Source organism: Variovorax sp. SPNA7 (genome assembly GCF_033807855.1).
GTDB lineage: Bacteria > Pseudomonadota > Gammaproteobacteria > Burkholderiales > Burkholderiaceae_C > Variovorax > Variovorax beijingensis.
The window spans coordinates 5483638-5505878 of the sequence record NZ_CP138513.1; the positions used below are offsets into that span (position 1 = coordinate 5483638).

Consider the following 22241-nt stretch of genomic DNA (forward strand, 5'->3'; position numbering starts at 1 on the left):
TTCGCTGCGGGGAGCACCCGATGCCCTGTGCACGAGGGCACGCTGCTGGTGTATCGCTGATCAACGACCGCTCTTCTGATCACGCTCCCGCCGATGGGGTGCCTTGCGCAGCGAAATCAAGGGGGAGGCCGCAGGCCGGAGGACATTCGCGGAGCAAGGTACCCCGTCGGCGGGAGCGCGCCCCGAACTGAACCCGAGCCCGAGCCCAGGCCCAAATCTAGTTCTGCTTCCAAGGCAGCCCGCGCTTGCGCCAGCCGCCGATCTGCCCGCGGTGGCCGCTCTCGTCCGGATCGCCCTCGAAACCTTCGAGGATGTTGTAGGCCTTCAGGCCCAGCTCGGTGGCGCGCCGGGCGGCGGCGATGGAGCGCACGCCGCTGCGGCACAGCAGCACCAGTTTCTTGTTGCCGTCCTCACCCGCGGCGCGGATGCCGCCGTCGAAGGCCGGGTTGAGCGTCATGCCGGGCCACTGCTTCCAGGCCAGCGGCACGGCACCGGGCACGTAGCCGACCCATTCGCGCTCGGCGTCGGTGCGCACGTCGACCAGCACGGCCTCGCCGCTCGCCATCCACTGCGCGGCCTGCTCGGGCGTCACGTCGCCCGCATAGCCCTTTTCCCCAATGGGTTCAGTCATCTTTGTTCATTCCTTCCAATCGATAGGGTTACTTCACTGGCAGCAGCCATCTTTACGTTGCTCTGCGTCCTCGCCGGATGATGGAATTTTTCACCAGTTCGTGAAAACCCTGTTTGTCACATATTCCGGCGCGCCAAAGATGCGTGTGGGCCTGCCGAACATCACGCCAAGAAGGCGGGCAGGGTTTCTTCGGTCAGAAATTGTATGGAGAGAGACAAGATGACAGACAGCAAATCGCCTCGCCGCCGCAACCTCCTGAAGGGTGCCGCCGTGGCCGCAGGCGCCATGTCGGCGCCGATGGTCAGCATGGCCCAGACCACCTCGCTGCGCTTCCAGAGCACGTGGCCGGCCAAGGACATCTTCCACGAATATGCACAGGACTTCGCGAAGAAGGTCAACGACATGGCGGGCAACCGCCTGAAGATCGAGGTCTTGCCCGCGGGCTCGGTCGTGCCCGCGTTCCAGCTGCTCGACGCGGTTGCCAAGGGCACGCTCGACGGCGGCCATGGCGTGGTGGCCTACTGGTACGGCAAGAACTCGGCGCTTGCGCTCTGGGGCTCGGGGCCCGGCTTCGGCATGGACGCCAACATGGTGCTGGCCTGGCACAACTACGGCGGCGGCAAGGCGCTGATCGAGGAGATCTACAAGAGTTTGAACCTGGACGTGGTGTCCTACCTCTACGGCCCCATGCCCACGCAGCCGCTGGGCTGGTTCAAGAAGCCGGTGGCCAAGGTGGAAGACATGAAGGGCCTGAAGTTCCGCACCGTGGGCCTGGCGGTCGACGTGTTCACCGACATGGGCACGGCCGTGAACCCGCTGCCGGGCGGGGAGATCGTGCCGGCGCTGGACCGCGGGCTGATCGATGCGGCCGAGTTCAACAACGCCTCGAGCGACCGCGTGCTGGGCTTTCCCGACGTGGCCAAGAACTGCATGCTGCAGAGCTTCCACCAGTCGGGCGAGCAGTTCGAGATCCTCTTCAACAAGGGCAAGCTCACGGCGCTGCCGGCCGAACTCAAGTCGATCATCGACTATGCGGTGCAGGCGGCCAGCGCCGACATGAGCTGGAAGGCCATCGAGCGCAATTCGCAGGACTACATCGAGCTCAAGAAGGCCGGTGTCAAGTTCTACAAGACGCCCGACCCCATCCTGCGCGCGCAGCTGGCATCGTGGGACAAGACCGTTGCCAAGAAGGCGACCGAGAACCCGATGTTCAAGAAGGTGCTCGATTCACAGCGGGCCTTCGCGGAACGCGCCGGCCAGTGGCAGAACGACTACACGGTCGATTTCAAGATGGCTTACAACCACTACTTCGGGGCGAAGGCCAAGAAGTCCTGAGACCGACCCGGTGACCCGAGGGCACCCGGCCGGTGCCCTCTTTTCTTGCCAGTCTCGTGCTGCGCCGGCCGTAGCGAGGAGTTTCTCTCGATGCAATCTTTCCTGTTGGCCGTCGATCGTTTCTCGACCTGGATAGGCAAGACCTTTGCGTGGTGCGCGGTGTTGCTCACCCTGCTGATCAGCTGGGAGGTGTTCTCTCGGTATGTGCTGAACAGGCCCCATGCCTGGGTGCTCGATGCGCAGATCATGCTGTACGGCGCGATGTTCATGACGGCCGGTGCCTACACGCTCTCGAAGAACGGCCACGTGCGCGGCGACGTGCTCTACGGCTTCTTCCGGCCGCGCACGCAGGCCATCTTCGACCTCACGCTCTACATCGTCTTCTTCCTGCCGGGCATCGTTGCGCTGACCTGGGCCGGCTGGATCTACGCCGGCGAATCGCTCGCGATCCGCGAGCAGACCTTCTCGGCCGACCCGCTGCCGCTCTATCCGTTCAAGTACGTCATTCCGCTCGCCGGCTTCACCCTGCTGGTGCAGGGCTTTGCCGAGATCGTGCGCTGCATCCAGTGCATCCAGACAGGCGCCTGGCCGTTGCGCGAGGAGGACGTCGAGGAAGTCGACGTCGGCAAGCTCAAGGAGATGGTCAACGTCAAGGACGCGGACATCGAGGCACTGGATGCCGTGGTGATCGCCAAGGAGGGCACGCGATGATCCGCCGCGAACTCTGGTTCGGCCTCTCCTTCATGGCGTTGGTCGTGATCACCGCCGCGGTGCTGCTGCTGCGCGCCGACACCATCACCGACGGGCACCTGGGCCTGCTGATGCTGTCGCTGGTCGTGGTCGCGATCATGCTGGGCTTTCCCACCGCCTTCACGCTGATGGGCATGGGAATGATCTTCACCTGGTTCGCCTACAACCGGGACACCACGCGCACGCTCGACCTGATGGTCCAGTCGGCCTACAAGACCATGGCCAACGACGTGCTGATCGCGGTGCCGCTGTTCGTCTTCATGGGCTACCTGGTCGAGCGCGCCAACCTGATCGAGACGCTGTTCAAGAGCCTGCACCTCGCAATGGCGCGGCTGCCCGGCGCACTCGCGGTGGCCACGCTGGTCACCTGCACCATCTTCGCGACGGCCACGGGCATCGTCGGCGCGGTGGTGACGCTGATGGGCCTCTTGGCGCTGCCCGCGATGCTGCGCGCCGGCTACAGCGTCCCGATTGCGGCGGGCGCCATCACGGCCGGCGGCTGCCTCGGCATCCTGATCCCGCCCTCGGTGCTGCTGATCGTCTATGGCGCCACCGCGGGCGTCTCGGTGGTGCAGCTCTATGCGGGTGCGTTCTTTCCGGGCGTGATGCTGGCTTCCATGTACGTGCTCTACGTCATCATCGTTGCGAAGCTCAAGCCGGCGTGGGCGCCACCGCTGTCCGCCGCCGACCGCGCGGTGGCCCTGCCGCCGCTCACGCAGAAGCTGACCACCGACTCGGCATCCCATGCGCTGCCGAACCTGCTCGCCGCCCTGAAGGGCAAGCGCAATGCCGGCGTGCCGACAGGCCACCTGCTGCGCCAGCTCGGCATCGTCGCCCTGCCCGGCCTGCTCTTCGTATTCCTGGCGCTGACGAGCTACCGCGCCGCGACCAACGTGGCGGCCGAGGAGGTCTACGACATCCAGGAGATCGGTGCGGCCACGCGCGCCGCACCCGGGGCCGGCGGCGGGCTCGCCGAGCCACCGTCCACCGGCGGCTTGCAGGAGCCGCCTGCCGAGCCATCGGGCCTGCAGGAACCGCCCACCGGCGACACGCCTTCCGAGCCGTCGTCGGCAGGCGGCGGCGTCGCGGAGCCGCCCGGAGCCGAACCACCGCCGGCCCCTGCCGCAGAACCATCCGCCGGCACGCCGGAAGCCGCCGCGACGGAAGGCGCCACCACGCGCGCCGCGCCGACCTGGTGGTGGGTCTGCTTCGCGCTGTTCGGCGCGATCACCACGCTGTTCTACCTGTTCCTGAGCTTCGCGCGGCTCGAGATCTTCAAGATGCTGCTCGCATCCTTCTTCCCGCTGATGCTGCTGATCGTCTCGGTGCTCGGCTCCATCGTGCTCGGCCTCGCCACGCCCACCGAAGCCGCCGCCATGGGCGCGCTCGGCGGCTTCCTGCTGGCCGCCGCCTACCGGCGGCTGACCATGGACGTGCTGAAGGAGTCGGTGTTCCTCACCGCCAAGACCTCGGCCATGGTGTGCTGGCTGTTCGTGGGCTCGGCCATCTTCTCGGCTGCGTTCGCGCTGCTCGGCGGCCAGGCGCTGGTGGAGGAATGGGTGCTGAGCATGAACCTCAGCAAGGTCCAGTTCCTGGTGCTCAGCCAGGTCATCATCTTCATCCTGGGCTGGCCGCTGGAGTGGACCGAGATCATCGTGATCTTCATGCCGATCTTCATTCCGCTGCTCGACAACTTCGGCGTCGATCCGCTGTTCTTCGGCCTGCTGGTGGCAATGAACCTGCAGACCGCGTTCCTTTCGCCGCCCGTGGCCATGGCCGCGTTCTACCTGAAGGGCGTGAGCCCGCCGCACGTGACGCTGAACCAGATCTTCCTGGGCATGCTGCCCTTCATGGGCATCCAGGTGCTGGCCATCGTGCTGCTCTACATCTGGCCGCAGATCGGGCTGTGGCTGCCGCAGCTGCTCTACAAGTAGCCTGCGGATCAGCGGCGCCGCTCCACATAGGGCCGCGCCTGCAGCAGCACGATGCGGTCGCCCACGGTGGCCCATTCGATGTCCTGGTCGACGCCGCCGAAGGCGCGCTTCACGGCCGCGCCAACGCCTGCAAGGCGCAGCACCAGTTCGTCCGTCAGCACGGCGCGGCCGGCCTCCACCGGCACTTCCTTCACGCCGCCGTCCTTGTCCAGCTGCAGCGCCGTCTCTTCGGCCGAGCGGCTGAGCACCTGGATGGCCCTGGACCAGCTCGAGTACATCACCTGCTCGGCCACGCGCCGTCCCTCCACCACGCGAATGCCGATGCCGCGCTTGGCCGAGATGTAGGTGACGTGCGGGTGGCCGGCGTCGAAGGGGTCGCGCGTGATCATCACGCCGGCGTTGGTGGCATCGATGGCCGTCTGCACGAACACGCCCATCAGCACCGACTCGGCGCCGAAGCCCGCGGCGCTGCGTGCCTCCCAGGCCTCGGGGTTGAACACCGAGGCCCAGACCTTCTTCACCGCGAGTTCGAGCGCGTCGCCGGTCTTGACGTTGGGCACCGTGGTGTAGAGCCCCGCGCCGCTGAAGCCCGGCAGGTCTTCCGAGTTGGACGAGCTGCGCACGAACACGCCACCGCCGCCAAGCTGCGCCTGCCATGCGGCCCGCCACGCCGCCGCGCTGGCCGCATCGACGGGCCACTGCACGATCTCGCCCTGCAACTGCGCCAGCGCTTTCTGCCGGACCTGCGGATCGCCCGCGAAGCCGGGCTGCTGCTGCATGCGCGCGATGCGCTCCGCCAGCCCGTTCGCGCGCATGAAGCGGTCGTAGTGCGCGAAGGGAATGCAGAAGCCGTCGGGCACGGAGGTTCCCGGAATGCGCGCGGCCAGCACGGCGCCGAGGTTGGCAGCCTTGGCCCCGCATTGCACGCTGTTTCGCGCGCGCAGCGAGGCGAACGGAAGCAGGCGGGTTTCACGCAGATCGGGCTTGGCGGCCTTCGCATGGCCCGGTAGCGCGCCGATGGCTGCGGCGCGCGCGCTGCGCGGCGGCAGCGCGGCGATTTCTTCCGCCGCGAGGCGGCGCACCTGGTAGCCCGACGCGGCCACCTTGAGCGCCACCCACTGCCCCGCGTGCTCGCGCAGCACGGCCGCCGCATCGCGCACATAGGCATTGGGAATGCCCCAGCCCTTGGCCAGCAGGTTGACGTGCGAGAGCGCGGTGGACGGCCGCTCGGTCAGCACGCCGGCCACGGGCGGCAGGCCGATCGGCACTTGGCGCAGCACGGCGATGTCGTCGGGCAGCAGCGCGTTCAGCGCATTCGCACCCGAGGCCTCGTCCACGATGCGCACGCGGCCCGTGGCCGTGCCCAGGTTCATCGGCATGTAGGGCTGCTCGCGGATCAGCGCCTCCTGGCTGACGAAGTCAATGCCCGCCTCGTTCGCGATGCGTTCGTGCAGCGTCGAGTTGGTCTTGAACTTCACGGGTGCGAAGAAGCTGGCCTTCACCTGTGCATCGGCCTGGCGCAGCAGCGCGGGGGTGAGCCGGTCGCCTTCCCAGAACTCGTAGGTGAAGCTGCCGATGTTCTGCTGCCAGCTCAGCGTGCCGAACAGGAAGCGGCGATCGGGCACGAGGTAGTTGCGATCGATCTCGCGCTTGCCCGCGCGTGGCGCGAGCCCGGTCTCGCGCACGAAGCGCAGATGCAGCTGGTAGCGCGGCGTGTCGATGTAGTAGGTGCGCACGGGCCGGGCCCGGCGGTCGACGGCGAACAGCACGTGGGCCAGCTGCATCGGCGTGCCGGCGTCGTAGACGCGGGCCAGCGTGTCGAAGTCGCCGCGGCTGCGCAGCACTGGCAGCGACGCGGGCGCGGCCGGCCGCGCGGGAAGCTGCGCGCCTTCCGGGGCGGACGTGTTGCTGTTCTGCTGCTGGTAGTAGGAAGGCTTGCGCGCAAGCTGCGCGTGCGCGGGCGCGGCGGCAATGGCCAGCGTGGCGCACACGAGCACTGCGATCCAACGCGCCGCGCTATGGTTCCGGTAGCGCAGTTCGCCCGGTGCACAGGCGTTCTTGTTGTTTTTCATGCCGAGTCCTCGATTACAAGCGGTTGCCGAATGTGCGTGCGCTTCACCAAGCAGGGGACATGCGCTGACAGCGGCAGCGGATTCTCGCGCGTTACATATCCATCGCATTCATCCGCCCCCGGGAACCGGAGACAAACCCATGAACCGCCCCGCCTTTCTCGATCTTCACCGGCCATTGCACCGATGGCTGTTCGGCCTCGTGCTGCTGTGCCTCGGTGCGGCGGCCAGCGCACAGCAGGACCCGCCCGGACGCGTGGCGCGCCTGAACCTGCAGCAGGGCACGGTGAGCTTCGCGCCCGCCGGCGAAGACAGCTGGTACGACGCGCAGCCCAACCGCCCCATCACCACCGGCGACCGGCTCTGGACCGACCGCAATGCGCGCGCCGAAGTCCACATCGGCTCGGCCGCGCTGCGCATGGACGGGCAGACGCACATCGAATTCTCCGAACTCGACGACGACACCGTGCGCCTCACCGCGAACCAGGGCAACCTGCAGCTGCGCGTGCGCGACGACCTCGCGGGCCAGCGTTTCGAGGTGGACACCGGCAACCTCGCGGTCGTGATCGATGCGCCCGGCGAATACCGCGTGGCGGCCGACCCCGCCGCCGGCACCACCTGGATCGCGGTGGCTTCGGGCCGCGTCACGCTGCATGGCGAGAACGGCGAATCGCAATCGCTGGGTGCGCGGCAGCAACTCACCGTGTCGGGCCGCAACTTGGCCGCGGTGGGCGGCGCGCCGGCACAGAACGGCAGCTTCGATGCCTGGGTGGCCGAGCGCAACCGCATCGAGGACCAGTCGATCTCCGCACGCTACGTGTCGCGCGAGGTCGTCGGCTACCAGCAGCTCGACGCCTACGGCGACTGGCAGAGCGACCCGAACTATGGCGACGTCTGGCTCCCGCGCAACGTGGACGCCGACTGGGCGCCCTACCGCGACGGCCAGTGGGTCAACATCGCGCCCTGGGGCCTGACCTGGGTCGACGCTGCGCCCTGGGGCTTTGCGCCCTTCCACTATGGCCGCTGGGCGCGCCTGGGGCCGCGCTGGGCCTGGGTGCCGGGACGGCCGGCCGCACGGCCCGTGTATTCGCCCGCGCTGGTCGGCTTCGTGGGCGGCAGCGGCGCCAATGCCGCCTTGCCGATCGGCGATGGCCGCAGCGGCGTGGGCTGGTTCCCGCTGGCCCCCGGCGAGGCATGGCGGCCCGGCTATCGCGCGAGCCAGCGCTACCTCGACCAGGTGAACCGCATGGCGGCCTACCGCAACCGGCAGGCCGAGTTGCGCAGCGGCTTCTATGCCAACCAGCAGATGGCGGGCGCCGTCACCGTGCTGCCGGCCGACCGCTTCGGCCGCGGCCCCTTCGGCCGGCGCGACCTGGTGCGGCTGCCGGACGACCGCTTCGCGCGCGTGCCGGTGGCGCCGGCGCCGGGCATCCCGATGCATGGCTTCGGCGGCGGCTTCGGCCGGCCCGCCGCGGCGCCGCCGCCCACGCAGCTGATGGCGCGCGAGCAGGCGCGACGAACCCAGCAGATGCAGCAGGCGCAGCAGGCGCAGCAGGTCCAGGCGATGCAGCAACAGCAGCAACAACAGCAGCAGCAAATGGAATGGCAGCGCCAGCAAGGCTTGCGACAGCAGCAGCAGGAATGGCCGCAGCGCGGTGCGCATGACCAGCGGCAACCGCAACGCCAGCAGCAGCAACAACAGCAGTTGCAGGTCCAGCAACAGCAGCAACAGGCGCTGCGGCAACAGCAGGAGATGCAGCAGCGCGCAGCCCAGGCGCAAGCCCTGCAGCAGCAACAACAAATGCAGCAGATGCAGCAGCAACAGCGCGCGGCGCAGCAGCAGGCATTGGCCCAGCAACAGATGCTGCGCCAACAGCAGGAGATGCAGCAACGCGCCGTGCAGGCGCAGCAGCAGGCCCAGGCGCAACAACAGGCCCAGCAGAACGCGATGCGCCAGGCCCAGGAAGCGCAGGTGCGCGCCATCCAGCAGCAGCGCGGCTTCGCGCCTGCACCACCCTCACCGCAGCCGCCCCAGCTTCAGCCGGGCCAACGCGGCGGCGACGACCGGCGCAGGTTGATGTCCTCTCCGGACCAGCGCTGAACCTCCTGGGCTTGCGCGGCGCCATCGCATCGCGCAAGCCCCGCCGCAAGCGGCGCCCTTGGCCGGCGGCTACAGTCGCCGCCAAGGAGCGTCTTTTCCATGCCCACATTCGACTTCGATCTTTTCGTCATCGGCGGCGGCAGCGGCGGCGTGCGCGCGGCGCGCATGGCGGCCCAGCAGGGGGTGCGCGTGGGCCTGGCCGAGGCGGCCGAACTCGGCGGCACCTGCGTCAACGTGGGCTGCATTCCGAAGAAGCTCTACAGCTACGCAGCCGGCTATGCCGAATCCTTCGAGGAAGCCGCAGGCTACGGCTGGCAGCTGCCGCAGGCGCCGAAATTCGACTGGGCGCACCTCAAGGCGCAGCGCGCAAAGGAAATCAAGCGGCTCAACGGCGTGTACGCCTCGCTGTTGAAGAATTCCGGCGTGGTGCTGGTCAGCGGCTGGGCGCAACTGCTCGACGGCCACACGGTCGAGGTCGACGGCAAGCGCCACACCGCGCGCCATCTGCTGGTGGCCACCGGCGGCACGCCCTACGTACCCGACATTCCGGGCCGCGAGCACATCGCCATCTCCGACGCGATGTTCGACCTCGACCCGTTCCCCAAGCGCCTGCTGGTGGTGGGCGGCGGCTACATCGCCTGCGAGTTCGCATCGATCTTCAACGGCCTGGGTGCCCAGGTGACGCAGTTGCACCGCCGTGCGCACCTGCTCACCGGCTTCGACGACGACGTGCGGCAGTTCCTTGCCAACGAGATGGGCAAGGCGGGCGTCGACGTGCGGCTGAACTGCGAGGCCACCTCGATCACGCGCGGGGCGCACGGGCTCACGGTCACGCTCGCGCGCGGCCAGCAGATCGAAGCCGACACGGTGCTCTTTGCGACCGGCCGCGTGCCCAACACCCAGGGACTCGGCCTCGAGGCGGCGGGCGTGAAGCTCGACGAGCGCGGCGCCATCGCGGTCGATGCGCACTACCGCAGCTCGGTGCCATCGATCCATGCGGTGGGCGACGTGTCCACGCGCGTGCAGCTCACGCCGGTGGCGCTGGCCGAGGCGATGGTGGTGGTCGACGAACTGTTCGGCAAGGGCCGGCGCCGGCTCGACTACGAGTTCATTCCGACGGCCGTGTTCACGCACCCCAACATCGGCACCTGCGGCTACACCGAGCTCGACGCGCGCGCGAAATTCGGCGACGTGGCGGTGTTCTCGAGCGAATTCAAGTCGCTGCGCCACACGCTGTCGGGCCGCACCGAACGCACCTTCATGAAGCTGGTGGTCGACAAGGCCAGCGACCGCGTGGTCGGCCTGCACATGGTGGGCGCCGATGCGGGCGAGGTGGTGCAGGGCTTTGCCGTGGCGATGCGCGCGGGCGCGACCAAGGCGCTGTTCGACAGCACCATCGGCATCCACCCGACGGCGGCCGAAGAGTTCGTGACGATGCGCGAACCCATGCCAGGCTAGCGCTGCTTGCCCTCGAGCAGCTTCACCATCACGAACAGCACGCGGTTGGCGGGGGTGGGCACGCCGAGCGCCTCGCCGCGGCGCACGACGAAGCCGTTGAGGTGGTCGATCTCGCTGGGCTTGCCGCGTGCGAGGTCCTGCGCGGTCGATGAATACTGCGAGGGCATCGACTGCGCAATGCCGCGGAGGGCCGCATCGGTGTCGCCCGGAATCTCGACGCCTTCGGCCTTTGCCACGGCCATGCATTCGGCGACCACGTCGCGGATCACCTCGGCCACGCCCGTGCCTTTCACGAGCTCGCCGTAGGGCAACTGCGACACGGCCGACAGCGCGTTGTAGGCGCAGTTCAGCACCAGCTTGGCCCAGAGCGAGCCGCGCACGTTGCCGGAAATCTGCGTGGGCACGCCGGCGGCCACCAATTGCTGCGCCACCTGCTCGCTGCGGCGCGACGGTGCGATCACCAGCTCGCCGCGGCCATGGTGCTTCACGTGGCCGGGGCCGGCCATCTCGGTGGCCACGTAGACCACGGCGGCGGCCACTTCGCTGGACGGCAGCACCGAGCGCACGCGCTCGTCGTTGTCGACGCCGTTCTGCAGCGTGAGCACCAGCGCATCGGGCGAGAGATGCGGCTTCATCTGCGCCGCGGCCGCTTCAGTGTCGATGGACTTCACGCAGAACAGCACAAGCTGGGCGCCCTGCACCGCGCTGGGCTCGGTGCTTGCGCCGAGCGGCACCTGCTCGTCGAAGGTCTTGGTCTCCAGACGCAGCCCGCGGGCGCGCACGGCCTCCACGTGCGAAGGCCGGCCGATCAGCACCACCTCGTGGCCCGCGCGCGCCAGCATGGCGCCGTAGTAGCAGCCGACTGCGCCGGCGCCCATGACTGCGACTTTCATCGATTCGCCCTTCGAGCTTGTTTTCGGGAGCCCCGAGGTTAATCGGTCGACCGCTGCAAAATCACGATGTGACCGATATCGACAAGGACTGGCTTTCCTCAAAATATGCACGCAGTTTTGCAGCCGTGGAGTTGGTTGTTGGCGGAGTGAACCGGACCTACCGGGTCCGCGAAGCAGCAAACACTTTCTACCTGCGCCTCTATCGGAAATCGGGAAGACCTCTGCCGCAGATCGCAGCTGAAATCTGCCTGCTGACAGAATTCAAGGGCGATGCAGAAGTCGCCGTCAGTCGTCCTGTGGCTGCCAAGGATGGAACCTACGTTCTGGAAGTCGCTTGGGGCGGCGAATCGCGCCTTGCTTGCCTTTTCGAGAGCGTCGAGGGCGATGGTTTTGACCTCACTCGCGCCGGCATGGAGCAATTTGGCGCGGCGCTCGCGCGCCTGCATCTGGCGATGCCAACCATCATTGGCGGCGAAGTGCGCAGCCTCGATCCGGTTGCAATCGTCCAGGATTCTCTACAGGCACTTCATCGCATTCGCCAAAGCAAAGACGTCGCGAGAAAGATCGCGCATGACTACCTTGCAACTTTGCAACGGCCCGAACTGCGCGCCCTGCCAAGCGGCCTGTGCCACGGCGACGCCTGGACTGGCAACGTTCGCGTTCACCAAGGTCGAGCCGGATTTTTCGATTTCGATGACTTCGGCCGCGGCCCCCTCGCGATCGATCTCGGAACGGCCGCCTGGCATCTCGCAGACGAGGGTCCAGCCTCCGATGGCCTGATCACTGCATTGGTCACCGGATACGAAAAAATCCGCCCTTTGTCGGCGCTCGAGAAAGACGCCCTCCCCCTCTTCATGCAGTTTGCCGAAATTCGCTCACTGCTTTTTCTCGCGCGCTATTGCGTGCTGACCGACGAGATGTGGGCATATACCTTTCAAAGGGCCGGTTGCATGTTCGGCAAGTTGCGAAACTTCTGACTTTTGCCTGGCCACCGGCGGCGCGATGCAGCAGTTCCCGGCGGACCGCCGCCGGCGCTGAATCTCGTCAAGCGGGGCTGAAGAAGCCTCGCGTTCAGACCTCCGTGCCGCGCGACTTCGCGCCTTCTTCCATCAGCCACTCGCGGAACGCCGCGAAGGCCGGCAGGTCGAGCCGGTCCGGCCGGTAGCAGAGGTAGTGGCCCTGGTCCACGCGCACCGGCGTGCCGCAGGGGCTCAGCAGCGAGCCCTCGGCCAGTTCCTCCTGCACCAGCAGCTTCGGCACCAGTCCGATGCCCAGCCCGTTGAGCGCCGCCTGGATCAGCGCCGAATACTGCGCGAAGCGCGGCCCCGCCACGGTCTGCACCTCGGGCACGCCGTGCTGCGAGGCCCACTCGCGCCAGGCGGTGGGCGCGCCCTCGTGATGCAGCAGCGTGTGGGCGACGACGTCGGCCGGCTGCGCGATGCGGTGGCGCTTTTCGACCAGCGCGCGCGCCGCGATCAGCACGAACTCGCGCCCCGCGATGTATTCGGACACCACGCCGGGCCAGCCGTCGGGGCCGTAGCGAATGGCGGCATCGACGCCGGCCGGGATGCCGTCGCTCGGCTCCAGGTGGCGGCTGAAGCTCAGCATCACATGGCGGCTCTTCTGGCTGAAGGCCGGCAGGCGCGGAATGAGCCACTTGGTGAGGAAGGTGGGCACGCTCGCGAGCGTGAGCAGGCCGGCGCCGGCATCGCCCGAGCGCGCCTCGAAGGTCGCGGTCTCGATGGCGCGCAGGCCGCCCGAGATCTTTTGCCAGTACACGCGCCCCTGCGGCGTGAGCTGCACGCCGCGGCCGTTCTTCTGCAGCAGCTCGCGGCCCAGGAAGGCCTCGAGCCCCGCGATCTGCTTGCTGACCGCGCTCACGGTGATGCACAGGGCGCCGGCCGCGAGCGTGATGCTCTGGTGGCGCGCCACCGCGTCGAAGGCCAGCAGTTCCTGGATGGTGGGGCAGTCGCGCTTCATGCATGGCTCCGGTCGATGAAAACTCCGTGAAAAACACTTTCCGATTGCTCAAGCGTCGTCATCCAGCTTTCACCCATAAGTACGCATGTGCTTCCTAGAATTCGCTGGAGCGCGGCAACTGGCCGTGCGCAAAAGGTAGCGCACTCGGAAAGTATGCCGGCTGCGCAAGACATCGGGAGACATCATCTTGGTTCGCGGCATCTCGCTCATCTACGGCCTGTACCTGCTGCTGCCGATCGCCCTGCTGCTGGTCGGCAGCTTCGGCGGCAACTGGACCAACACGCTGCTGCCCACGGGCATCACCGGGCAGTGGTACCTCGACCTCTGGCTCGACCCCTCGTTCCGCAGGGCCTTCGCGAGCAGCCTGGTGGTGGCGTTGTCGGCCTGCGCGATCAACACCGTGCTGGCGCTGCCGCTGGCCTATGCGCTGTACCACGGCGCCGGGCGCGGCAGCAGCCTGGCGGCGCGCATCGTGAGCGCCATGCCGATCGCGGTGCCGACCATCACGCTGGCCTTCGGCTACATGATCGTGTTCAACACCGACTTCGCACCCTGGCTGGGCTCGATGCCGCTGCTGATTGCGGCGCACGCGATCCTCACGCTGCCCTATCTCACCAACACGCTGCTGAGCGACCTGCGCCACCTGGACCTCGGCCGGCTCGAACAGGCGGCCGCGACGCTCGGCGCCTCGGGCTGGCAGCAGTTCACCGGCATCGTGCTGCCCAGCCTGCGGCAGAGCCTGATCAGCGGGCTGGTGATGGTGGCCGCCATTTCGGTGGGCGAGTTCGGGCTGTCGAACCTGCTCACGAGCTTCCAGAACCGCACCTACCCGGTGGTGCTGCTGCAGGCCTTCTACGGCGCAACGGGCTTTGCCTGCGCGGCGACGGTGATCCTTCTGGTGCTGGCAAGTGCGTCGGCCCTTCTTTCGTCCTCCCTTGTGAAGCAACGCGCATGAGCCTCCTTCTGGATCAGGTCAGCTACAACTACCCGGGCAGCACGCACGGCCTGCACGATGTGTCGCTCGACGTACGAACGGGCGAGCTGGTGGCGGTGATCGGGCCGAGCGGCTCGGGCAAGTCGACGCTGCTCAAGCTGGTGTCGGGCCTGGAGACCGGCCACAGCGGCCGCATCGCGCTCGACGGCGAAGACATGTCGCGCACGCCGGTGCACCAGCGCCACATCGGCATGGTGTTCCAGAGCTATGCGCTGTTTCCGCACCTGAGCGTGCTCGACAACGTGGCCTACGGGCTCAAGCTGCGCAAGGTGGCCACGGCCGAACGCCGCAAGCGCGCGCAGGAGCTGCTCGACGTGGTGGCGCTCGGCGAGTACGCACAGCGCGCCGTCGCACAGCTCTCGGGCGGCCAGCAGCAGCGCGTGGCCCTGGCGCGCGCGCTCGCCATCGACCCGCGCGCGCTGCTGCTCGACGAGCCGCTCTCGGCCCTGGACGCCAGCGTGCGCGGCCACCTGCGCGACCAGATCCGCTCGATCCAGCAGCGCTTCAACGCGACCACGCTGCTGGTCACGCACGACCAGGAAGAGGCGCTCGTGATGGCCGACCGCGTGGCGATGCTCAAGGACGGCCGGCTGCTGCAGATCGCCACGCCGCGCGAGATCTACGAGAACCCCGCGAGCCGCGCGGTGGCGGAGTTCGTCGGGCTCTCGACGATCCTGCCCGCGAAGGTCGGCGCGCCAGACCGGCTGGACCTCGGCTTTGCGGAGCTTGCCGCGCCCACGGGCAGCCGCACCGCCGGCAGCGCGGTGCATGTGCTGGTGCGGCCCGAACACATCCGGGCCGATCCGCCCGCCGGCAGCCTCAACCGGCTCGCGGGCCGCACCGGCGCGCAGCGCTACCTGGGCGCGCTCACGCGCTACGACTTCGAAGTGGCGGGCGCACCCAAGCCCTTCCTCGCCGAATCGGCCACACCCGCCGCCGAGGCGATCGCCATCGCGCCCGAACACCTCCGTTTGCTCGACCACTGACCTTTTTTCCTTCCAAGGAGCCACCCCCATGCAACGCAGACATCTGATCCAGGCCGCCGGCGCACTGCCCGTGCTGTCATTGGCCACCCTCGCGGCCCGCACCGCCTTCGCCTTCGACGGCCCCGAGCTCTACGCGGGCGAGAAGGCGCTCTATGCCGAGGCGCAGAAGGAGGGCCTGTGCGTCTCCTTCGACACCGGCCCCGAGTGGGCCAACTGGAAGTCGCTGTTCCGCGACTTCAAGAAGCGCTACCCCGAGATCGAACTGACCTACAACGACATCGGCTCGGCCGCCACCGTGGTTGCGCTCGAAAAGACCAAGCGCCGCCCGCAGGCCGACACCGCCTACTACTTCGCCGCCTCGGCCGTCGACGCCGCGAAGAAGGACGTGGTTGCGCCCTTCAAGCCCGTGAACTTCGACAAGCTGCCGCCGGTGTTCCGCGAGGCCGAGGGGCGCTGGTTCACCATCCACACGCTCAACATCGCCTTCCTGGTCAACAAGAAGCTGGTGAAGAACGTGCCCACCGGCTGGGCCGACTTGCTCAAGCCCGAGTTCAAGAGCACGGTGGTCTACCTCGACCCGCGCTCCACTGGCATCGGCCAGGTGCTGACCTTCGCCGCGGCGTACGCGAACGGCGGCAGCGTCGACAACGTGCAGCCCGGCACGGACTACCTGGGCAAGCTGCACTCGGCCGGCAACGTGCTGCGCGTGGAAGGCACCACGCCGTACGCCAAGTTCCTCAAGGGTGAGATCCCGGTGTGGATCAGCTACGAGAACGATGGCCTCAAGGCCAAGCATGTCGACGGCATGGGCGATGCGGTGGAAGTCGTGATCCCGAAGGAAGCGAGCGTGGCCGCGCCCTATGCCATCAGCCTCGTGAAGAACGGCCCCAACCCCAACGCCGGCAAGCTGTGGCTCAACTTCATCATGAGCGAGGCCGGCCAGTCGCTGTTCGCGCAGGGCTTCGTGCGCCCTGCCGTGCCCGGCACGCCGCTCTCGGCCGATGTCGCGGCCAAGATGCCGGCCGCGCCGCAGATCCGCCCGCTCGACGTGGTGAAGGCCTCGGAGCGCAAGGCCGAAGTCGACAAGCTCTGGGCGCAGGCCGCACTGGGAAAGTAAGCCGCCATGCGACGCTTTGGCGCCTGGCCCGCCTGGGCCTTCATGGCGCTGTTCTTCGCAGTGCCGCTGGCTGCCCTGCTGCCCGAGGCCTTCGGCGAAGGCGGCAGCGCCTTCGGACGGCTGTTCGACAACCCGCTGTTCCTGGGCGCGCTGCGCAACACGCTGGGCCTGGGCCTCGCGGCGGGCGCGATCTCGGCACTGGTGGGCACCTGCATCGCCATCGAGCTCGCGCGCCAGCCCGAGGGCCGGCGCCAATGGATGATGACCCTGCTGGGCCTGCCGCTGGCCTTCTCGGGCCTGGTGATCGCCTACGGCTTCATCCTGGCCTTCGGCCGCGCGGGCTTCGTGACGCAATTGCTGGCCGGCCTGGGCGCGGACCCGGCCGCGCTCGGCAGCTGGATCTACAGCGTCTCGGGCCTGGGATTCGCCTATGCCTACTACCTGATCCCGCGCGTGGCGCTGTCGCTGTACCCGGTGTTCGCCAACCTCGACCTGCGTCCGGCGCAGGCGGCGCGCACGCTGGGCGCCTCGCGGGCGCGGGCCTTCCGGGACACGGTGCTGCCCGAGGTGATGCCCTCGGTGCTGTCCAACGCCTGCATGGTGGCCGCGATTGCGATGGGCACCTACGGCACGGCGCTGGCGCTGGTGGGCACGCAGCTCAACATCCTGCCGCTGATGCTGCTCGCGCAGGTGGGCGACGGCGGTTCGGATTTCGCGGTGGCAGCGGCCTTGTCGCTGGTGCTGATGGTGGTGTGTGTGATCGTGATGGGAGTGGGCGATGTCCTTACGCGAAGGCGCGAGCGCGGTGCTGCCGGCGCCGGTCATTGAGGCGCTGGCGCGCCTGGCGCAGAAGCAGTCGGGGCCGGCGCGCCACCGCCAGCCGGTGGCCATCCTCGGCCCCGGCGACGGCGGCCCGGCCGAATGCGGGGCGGCCTACGCCGTGGCGCATGCGCTGGCCGGCGCGGGCATGGCGGTGGTCTGCGGCGGCCGCGGCGGCGTGATGGCCGCGGCCTCGCGCGGCGCCGCCGAGGCCGGCGGCATTGCCGTGGGCATCCTGCCCGAGGACGACGACCGCAACGCCAACGAATGGCTCAGCGTGGCCATTCCCACCGGCATGGGCGAGATGCGCAACGGCATCATCGCGCGCAGCGGGGTCTGCCTGGTCGCCATCGGCGGCAACATGGGCACGCTGTCGGAAATGGCGATGGGGCTCAAGTGGGGCAAGCCGGTGTTCGTGATGCATGGCGACGTCGAGCTGCCGGGCGCGGTGCAGGCCACGGGCGTCGACGACATGCTGGCCAAGGTGCTGGCCTGCCTTCTCGCCTGAGCCTGTTGCGGGGGCAGCGGCCGACACGGCCGCATTGCACAATGCCGTCATGCCCTACATGCCCACTTTCGTCGCTCCCGCCCGCTTCAACGATGCTGCCGCCGCACTCGAACAGGTCAAGTCCATCTACCAGGGCGGCCTGGCGCACCTGCGCGAATCGATGCTGCGCTTCGTGGCCGGGGAGGCGATGCCGGGCCGGGTGCGGGCCTGCTACCCGTTCGTGCGGGTGCACACGCACACGGTGTCGCGCCACACGCCGCCGGCCAACGCGGGGCTGAGCTACGGCTTCGTCGCCGGGCCGGGCCGCTACGAGACCACGCTGACGCGGCCCGACCTGTTCTCGCGCTACTACCTCGACCAGTTTCGGCTGCTGCTGGAGAACCACCAGGTCGAGATCGAGGTGGGCACCAGCACGCAGCCGATCCCCATCCACTTCTCCTTTGCCGAGAACGACCACATCGAAGGCACGATGAACGAGGAGCGCCGCGCGCTGATGCGCGACGTGTTCGACCTGCCCGACCTGGGCGTGATGGACGACGGCATTGCCAACGGCACCTACGAGGCGCTGGCAGGCGAGGCGCAGCCGCTGTCGCTCTTCACGGCGGCGCGCGTGGACTACTCGCTGCACCGGCTGCGGCACTACACCGGCACCGCGCCCGAGTGGTTCCAGAACTTCGTGCTGTTCACCAACTACCAGTTCTACATCGACGAGTTCGTGCGCCTGGGCCACGAGGCCATGGCCGACGAAAACAGCGAGTACGTCGCCTTCATCGAGCCCGGCAACGTGGTCACGCGCCGGCGCGGGCTGGCCGCGGGCGCCAGCACCAACTACGGCGGCCTGCTCGACGGCAGCCAGGGCACGGCGCCGCCGCGCCTGCCGCAGATGCCGGCCTACCACCTGGTGCGCGAGGACTGCAGCGGCATCAGCATGGTGAACATCGGCGTCGGCCCGGCCAATGCCAAGACCATCACCGACCACATCGCCGTGCTGCGCCCGCATGCCTGGATGATGCTGGGCCACTGCGCGGGCCTGCGCAACGCGCAGCAGCTCGGCGACTACGTGCTGGCGCATGCCTACGTGCGCGAGGACCACGTGCTCGACGAGGAACTGCCGCTGTGGGTGCCGATCCCGGCGCTCTCGGAAATCCAGCTCGCGCTGGAAAAGGCGGTGGCCGACGTCACGCGCTACACCGGCCCCGACCTCAAGAAGATCATGCGCACCGGCACGGTGGCGAGCACCGACAACCGCAACTGGGAGCTGCTGCCGGGCAACCAGCCGCAGCGCCGCTTCAGCCAGAGCCGGGCCGTGGCGCTCGACATGGAAAGCGCCACCATCGCGGCCAACGGCTTCCGCTTTCGCGTGCCCTACGGCACTTTGTTGTGCGTGAGCGACAAACCGCTGCACGGCGAGATCAAGCTGCCGGGCATGGCCAACCACTTCTACCGCGAGCGCGTGGAGCAGCACCTGCGCATCGGCATGCGGGCCATCGACATCCTGCGCGAGCAGGGTTCGACCCGGCTGCACAGCCGCAAGCTGCGCAGCTTCGCCGAGGTCGCATTCCAGTAACGGCCGGGCTTACCTAGGGTTTTCACCTACCTTCGAAGGTAGGCGGGCGACGCATTTCCCGGACATCATCCGGAAACCTTTCTCACACCTGGAAACAAAATGCCTCGTTCGTCGCCCGGCAAGCTTTCTCGCCGCAACTTCAATGCATGGATGGCGGGTGCGGCCGCCGCTGCCGGGGCCGGGCCTGCGCTGCTGTGGCCCCGCCTGGCTGGCGCGGCCGAGCCGCAGCTCGTTTCCAGGCTGCGCATCGTGATTCCGGCCAACGAAGGCGGCGGCTGGGACCAGACCGGCCGCGCGCTCGGCGCGGCGCTGCTGGCCTCGGGCGCAGCGGGCGAAGTGGTCTACGAGAACATCGGCGGCAAGGGCGGCACCATCGGCCTCGCAAAGTACGTCGAGAAATACGACGCCGACCCCGACACGCTGCTGATGAGCGGCATGGTCATGGTCGGCGCGGTGGCGCTGCAGAAACCGGCCGTCACCATGGCCCAGGTGGCGCCCGTGGCGCGCCTCACCAGCGACTACGAGGTGGTGGCCGTGAAGGCCGATTCGCCGATCAGGACGCCCAAGGACCTGATCGCCCAGCTGCGCGCCGATGCGGCCAAGGCCGTCATCGCGGGCGGTTCGGCCGGCGGCGTGGACCACATGTACGCCGGCATGCTGGCCCGCGTGGCCGGCAACACCGCGGGCCTGGTCTACCAGCCACATCCGGGCGGCGCGCAGGTGGTGGAAGCGCTTGCCACCGGCAAGGCCGTGGCCGGCATCTCGGGCTTCAGCGAATTCAGCGCGGGCCTGTCCAACGGCACGCTGCGCGCCATCGGCGTGTCGTCGAAGCGGCCGTTCCTGGGCATTCCGTCGGTGCGCGAGCAGGGCGTGGACGCCGACCTGGCCAACTGGCGCGGCGTGCTCACCGGCAAGAAGGTGACGGCGGAGCGCCGGGCCGTGCTGCTCGAGGCGGTGCACCGCGCCACCAACGCCGATGTCTGGCAAAAGACCATCAAACGCAACAACTGGGATGCGTACTGGATGGCGGGCAAGGATTTCGAGAGCTTCCTCGAGCTCGACCTGGCGATGGCCGGTCCGATGATCTATCTCCTCAAGCTGAAAGCCTGAGCGCGCGCCTTCAGGCAAAGAGCTCGGGCATCTCGCGCTGCGCCCTGGGCGTGAGCGCCAGCGCGCGGCCGTCGAGCTCCTGGCGCACCCAGCCGCGGCGCAGCGACAGCTGGAGCCAGGCCGCGCCGAGCGCGCCGCCCAGGTGCGGGCGGCGCTCGCTCCAGTCGAGGCAGGCGCAGGCAAAGCGCCGGCGCGAGCGGCGCACCGCATCCACCTCCACGCCCAGGCTCTCCAGCGCGATCGCGCCTTCGGGCGTGAGTTCGTACGAGCCGCTCTGCAGTCCGCTGAGCCAGCCCTGCGCATGCAGCCGGTCGTGCAGCGCGACGCCGGCGGTGCCGGCCATGTGGTCGTAGCAGGTGCGCGCGGCGCGCAGGCGGCTCGGCGTGCTGGGCTTGAACTGCGCGGCGCGCGGCGCGCCGGCCACCACCATCAGGCTTTCGAGCGCGGCCGCCACGTTGTCGCCCGCCAGCCGGAAGTAGCGGTGCTTGCCCTGCACGAGCAGCTCGACCAGCCGCTCTTCCTTGAGGCGCGCGAGGTGCGCGCTGGCGGTGGAGGCGGCCACCTCGGCCACGGTGGCCAGCTCGGTCGCGGTGCGCGCGTGGCCGTCCATCAGGCAACTGAGCATGCGGGCGCGCGCGGGCTCGGCGATGGCGCCGGCCAGGCGGGCCAGCTGCACGTCGGCGTTGGAGGAAGAAGAAGGGCTCGTGTCCATGCGCTGATCCTAAGACGCCGCCGCATCCCACACTTCGTTCGCGGCCGAAGTGTGGCGGCGGCCGCAATTGCACACTGCGCGGCATGAACACAAGCCCCACGCCTTCCCACTCCGACGGCATGCCGCCCGACCCCGTCGCGGCCGTCACGCATGCCGATCCGTATCCCTTCTATACGGAACTGCGCGCGGGGCCGCCGCTCGCGTGGAACGAGGCGCTGCGCCTGTGGGTCGCGAGCCGCGCGGAGGTGATCGAATCGCTGCTGCTCGCGCACGGCGCGCTGCGCGTGCGGCCGGCGGCCGAACCGGTGCCGCGCGCCATTGCGGGCAGCGCGGCGGGCGAGGTGTTCGGCCATCTCGTGCGCATGAACGACGGCACGGCGCACCAGGCCCATCGGCCCGCGCTGCAGCGTGCGCTGGCCGGATTGGACCTGCGCGCAGTGCGCACGGCGGCCTTGCGGGTTGCTCGCGATGTGCCGGTGCAGCCTGTGTCGGACGCGCTCTTCTCCATGCCGGTGCGGAGCGTCGCGCACCTGCTGGGCTTCGACGATGAAGCGCTGCCGCAGGTGGACCGGTGGATGCGCGATTTCGTCGCCTGCCTGTCGCCGCTGTCCACGGCAGAGCAGCTGCAAGGCGCCAGCGCCGCCGCGGGCGCACTCATGACGCGCTTCGAGGCGCTGGCCGCAGGTGCAGCGCCGCGCGACGGAACACTGCTCGCGGCCGTGCTCGCCGAAAGCCAGGCCAGTGCGCCGCTCTCGCGCGCGCTGCTCGCGAACCTCGTCGGCCTGCTCTCGCAGACCTGCGATGCGACGGCCGGCCTGCTGGGCAACAGCCTGATCGCGGTGATGCGCGAACCGTCGCTGCAGCAGGCCGCGCAGACCCAGGCCGGGCTGCAGGCGATCGTGGAGGAGACGGCGCGGCACGACCCCTCGGTGCACAACACGCGGCGCTTCGTGGCCGAGCCCGTCACCCTCGCAGGCACGCCGCTGGCGGCAGGCGATGCGGTGTTGCTGGTGCTGGCCGCGGCCAACCGCGATCCGGCGCTCAACCCGGAGCCCGAGCGCTTCAGCCTCGTGCGCGCGCGGCGCCGCATGCTGGGCTTCGGCCACGGCATGCACGCCTGCCCGGGCCAGGCGCTGGCCTGCACGCTCGCCGCCGCGGGGCTGGAGGCCGTGCTGCATCGCACGCCCGATCTCGCGGCGCTGCGCGAGCGCGGCTGGCACTACCGGCCCTCGGTCGCCGCGCGCATTCCCGTCTTTCACTGACGGGAGCGCGAAGAC

19 protein-coding genes are annotated in these 22241 nt (G+C 68.8%); 14 read left to right on the top strand and 5 right to left on the bottom strand.

Translation table 11 applies throughout. From position 1 onward, the window contains the following. Positions 1–217: 217 nt before the first annotated feature. Positions 218–631, bottom strand: coding sequence for a rhodanese-like domain-containing protein (locus tag RZE77_RS25745; RefSeq protein WP_319428017.1), 414 nt, complete (start codon positions 629–631; stop codon positions 218–220). 219 nt (positions 632–850) lie between these two features. Between RZE77_RS25745 and RZE77_RS25750 the strand changes: the two genes are divergently transcribed. The 3 genes from RZE77_RS25750 to RZE77_RS25760 all read left to right on the top strand — a co-directional run bounded on the left by RZE77_RS25750 (position 851) and on the right by RZE77_RS25760 (position 4650). Beyond that, positions 851–1966, top strand: coding sequence for a TRAP transporter substrate-binding protein (locus RZE77_RS25750; protein WP_319439841.1), 1116 nt, complete (start codon positions 851–853; stop codon positions 1964–1966). A gap of 90 nt (positions 1967–2056) precedes the next feature. Continuing rightward, on the top strand, positions 2057–2677 hold the full coding sequence (locus tag RZE77_RS25755) for a TRAP transporter small permease subunit (RefSeq protein ID WP_124961181.1): 621 nt from the start codon (positions 2057–2059) through the stop codon (positions 2675–2677). Further along, positions 2674–4650: a TRAP transporter large permease gene (locus RZE77_RS25760; RefSeq protein ID WP_319439842.1), complete on the top strand. Its 1977-nt coding sequence runs from the start codon at positions 2674–2676 to the stop codon at positions 4648–4650. The genes RZE77_RS25755 and RZE77_RS25760 overlap by 4 nt, the downstream gene beginning before the upstream one ends. 8 nt (positions 4651–4658) lie before the next feature. Here the strand turns inward: RZE77_RS25760 and RZE77_RS25765 are convergent, their stop codons facing one another. Further along, positions 4659–6722 (bottom strand): PEP/pyruvate-binding domain-containing protein, encoded by a 2064-nt coding sequence (locus RZE77_RS25765; protein ID WP_319439843.1) that lies wholly within the window; start codon positions 6720–6722, stop codon positions 4659–4661. 139 nt (positions 6723–6861) lie between these two features. On the opposite strand from RZE77_RS25765, the gene RZE77_RS25770 reads away from it, so the two are divergent. Beyond that, positions 6862–8820: a DUF6600 domain-containing protein gene (locus tag RZE77_RS25770; RefSeq protein WP_319439844.1), complete on the top strand. Its 1959-nt coding sequence runs from the start codon at positions 6862–6864 to the stop codon at positions 8818–8820. A 99-nt stretch (positions 8821–8919) separates the two neighbouring features. Beyond that, positions 8920–10278 carry a glutathione-disulfide reductase gene (gene gorA, locus RZE77_RS25775; RefSeq protein ID WP_319439845.1) on the top strand — a complete coding sequence of 453 codons (1359 nt, stop codon included), beginning with the start codon at positions 8920–8922 and terminating at the stop codon, positions 10276–10278. Here gorA and RZE77_RS25780 read toward each other — a convergent pair. Further along, positions 10275–11171: a ketopantoate reductase family protein gene (locus RZE77_RS25780; protein WP_319439846.1), complete on the bottom strand. Its 897-nt coding sequence runs from the start codon at positions 11169–11171 to the stop codon at positions 10275–10277. The two genes, gorA and RZE77_RS25780, sit on opposite strands and share 4 nt — an antisense overlap. A gap of 68 nt (positions 11172–11239) precedes the next feature. On the opposite strand from RZE77_RS25780, the gene RZE77_RS25785 reads away from it, so the two are divergent. Next, a complete protein-coding gene (locus tag RZE77_RS25785) occupies positions 11240–12148 on the top strand; it encodes a phosphotransferase (RefSeq protein ID WP_319439847.1) in 909 nt (302 codons plus the stop codon). A 94-nt stretch (positions 12149–12242) separates the two neighbouring features. On the opposite strand, the gene RZE77_RS25790 is transcribed toward RZE77_RS25785, so the two are convergent. Further along, positions 12243–13151: a LysR substrate-binding domain-containing protein gene (locus tag RZE77_RS25790; RefSeq protein ID WP_319439848.1), complete on the bottom strand. Its 909-nt coding sequence runs from the start codon at positions 13149–13151 to the stop codon at positions 12243–12245. A 187-nt stretch (positions 13152–13338) separates the two neighbouring features. Between RZE77_RS25790 and RZE77_RS25795 the strand changes: the two genes are divergently transcribed. From RZE77_RS25795 to RZE77_RS25825, 7 genes are all read left to right on the top strand, one after another. Next, positions 13339–14106 carry an ABC transporter permease gene (locus RZE77_RS25795; RefSeq protein WP_319439849.1) on the top strand — a complete coding sequence of 256 codons (768 nt, stop codon included), beginning with the start codon at positions 13339–13341 and terminating at the stop codon, positions 14104–14106. After that, a complete protein-coding gene (locus RZE77_RS25800; protein ID WP_319439850.1) occupies positions 14103–15131 on the top strand; it encodes an ABC transporter ATP-binding protein in 1029 nt (342 codons plus the stop codon). Before RZE77_RS25795 ends, RZE77_RS25800 begins: the two co-directional genes overlap by 4 nt. 28 nt (positions 15132–15159) lie before the next feature. Beyond that, on the top strand, positions 15160–16248 hold the full coding sequence (locus tag RZE77_RS25805; RefSeq protein WP_319439851.1) for an extracellular solute-binding protein: 1089 nt from the start codon (positions 15160–15162) through the stop codon (positions 16246–16248). Positions 16249–16254: 6 nt separating this feature from the next. Continuing rightward, positions 16255–17076: an ABC transporter permease gene (locus RZE77_RS25810; RefSeq protein WP_319439852.1), complete on the top strand. Its 822-nt coding sequence runs from the start codon at positions 16255–16257 to the stop codon at positions 17074–17076. Then, the gene (locus RZE77_RS25815) at positions 17027–17575 is read left to right on the top strand and encodes a TIGR00725 family protein (protein WP_319439853.1); all 549 of its coding nucleotides are present in this window, start codon (positions 17027–17029) and stop codon (positions 17573–17575) included. Before RZE77_RS25810 ends, RZE77_RS25815 begins: the two co-directional genes overlap by 50 nt. 49 nt (positions 17576–17624) lie before the next feature. Continuing rightward, the gene (locus RZE77_RS25820) at positions 17625–19142 is read left to right on the top strand and encodes an AMP nucleosidase (RefSeq protein ID WP_319439854.1); all 1518 of its coding nucleotides are present in this window, start codon (positions 17625–17627) and stop codon (positions 19140–19142) included. A gap of 150 nt (positions 19143–19292) precedes the next feature. Further along, entirely contained in the window at positions 19293–20252 is a 960-nt protein-coding gene (locus RZE77_RS25825) for a Bug family tripartite tricarboxylate transporter substrate binding protein (RefSeq protein WP_319442416.1), read from the top strand. Positions 20253–20262: 10 nt separating this feature from the next. On the opposite strand, the gene RZE77_RS25830 is transcribed toward RZE77_RS25825, so the two are convergent. Continuing rightward, positions 20263–20964 (bottom strand): ArsR/SmtB family transcription factor, encoded by a 702-nt coding sequence (locus RZE77_RS25830; RefSeq protein ID WP_319439855.1) that lies wholly within the window; start codon positions 20962–20964, stop codon positions 20263–20265. A gap of 83 nt (positions 20965–21047) precedes the next feature. Here RZE77_RS25830 and RZE77_RS25835 point away from each other — a divergent pair, with 83 nt between their 5' ends. Beyond that, entirely contained in the window at positions 21048–22226 is a 1179-nt protein-coding gene (locus RZE77_RS25835) for a cytochrome P450 (RefSeq protein WP_319439856.1), read from the top strand. Positions 22227–22241 lie beyond the last annotated feature (15 nt).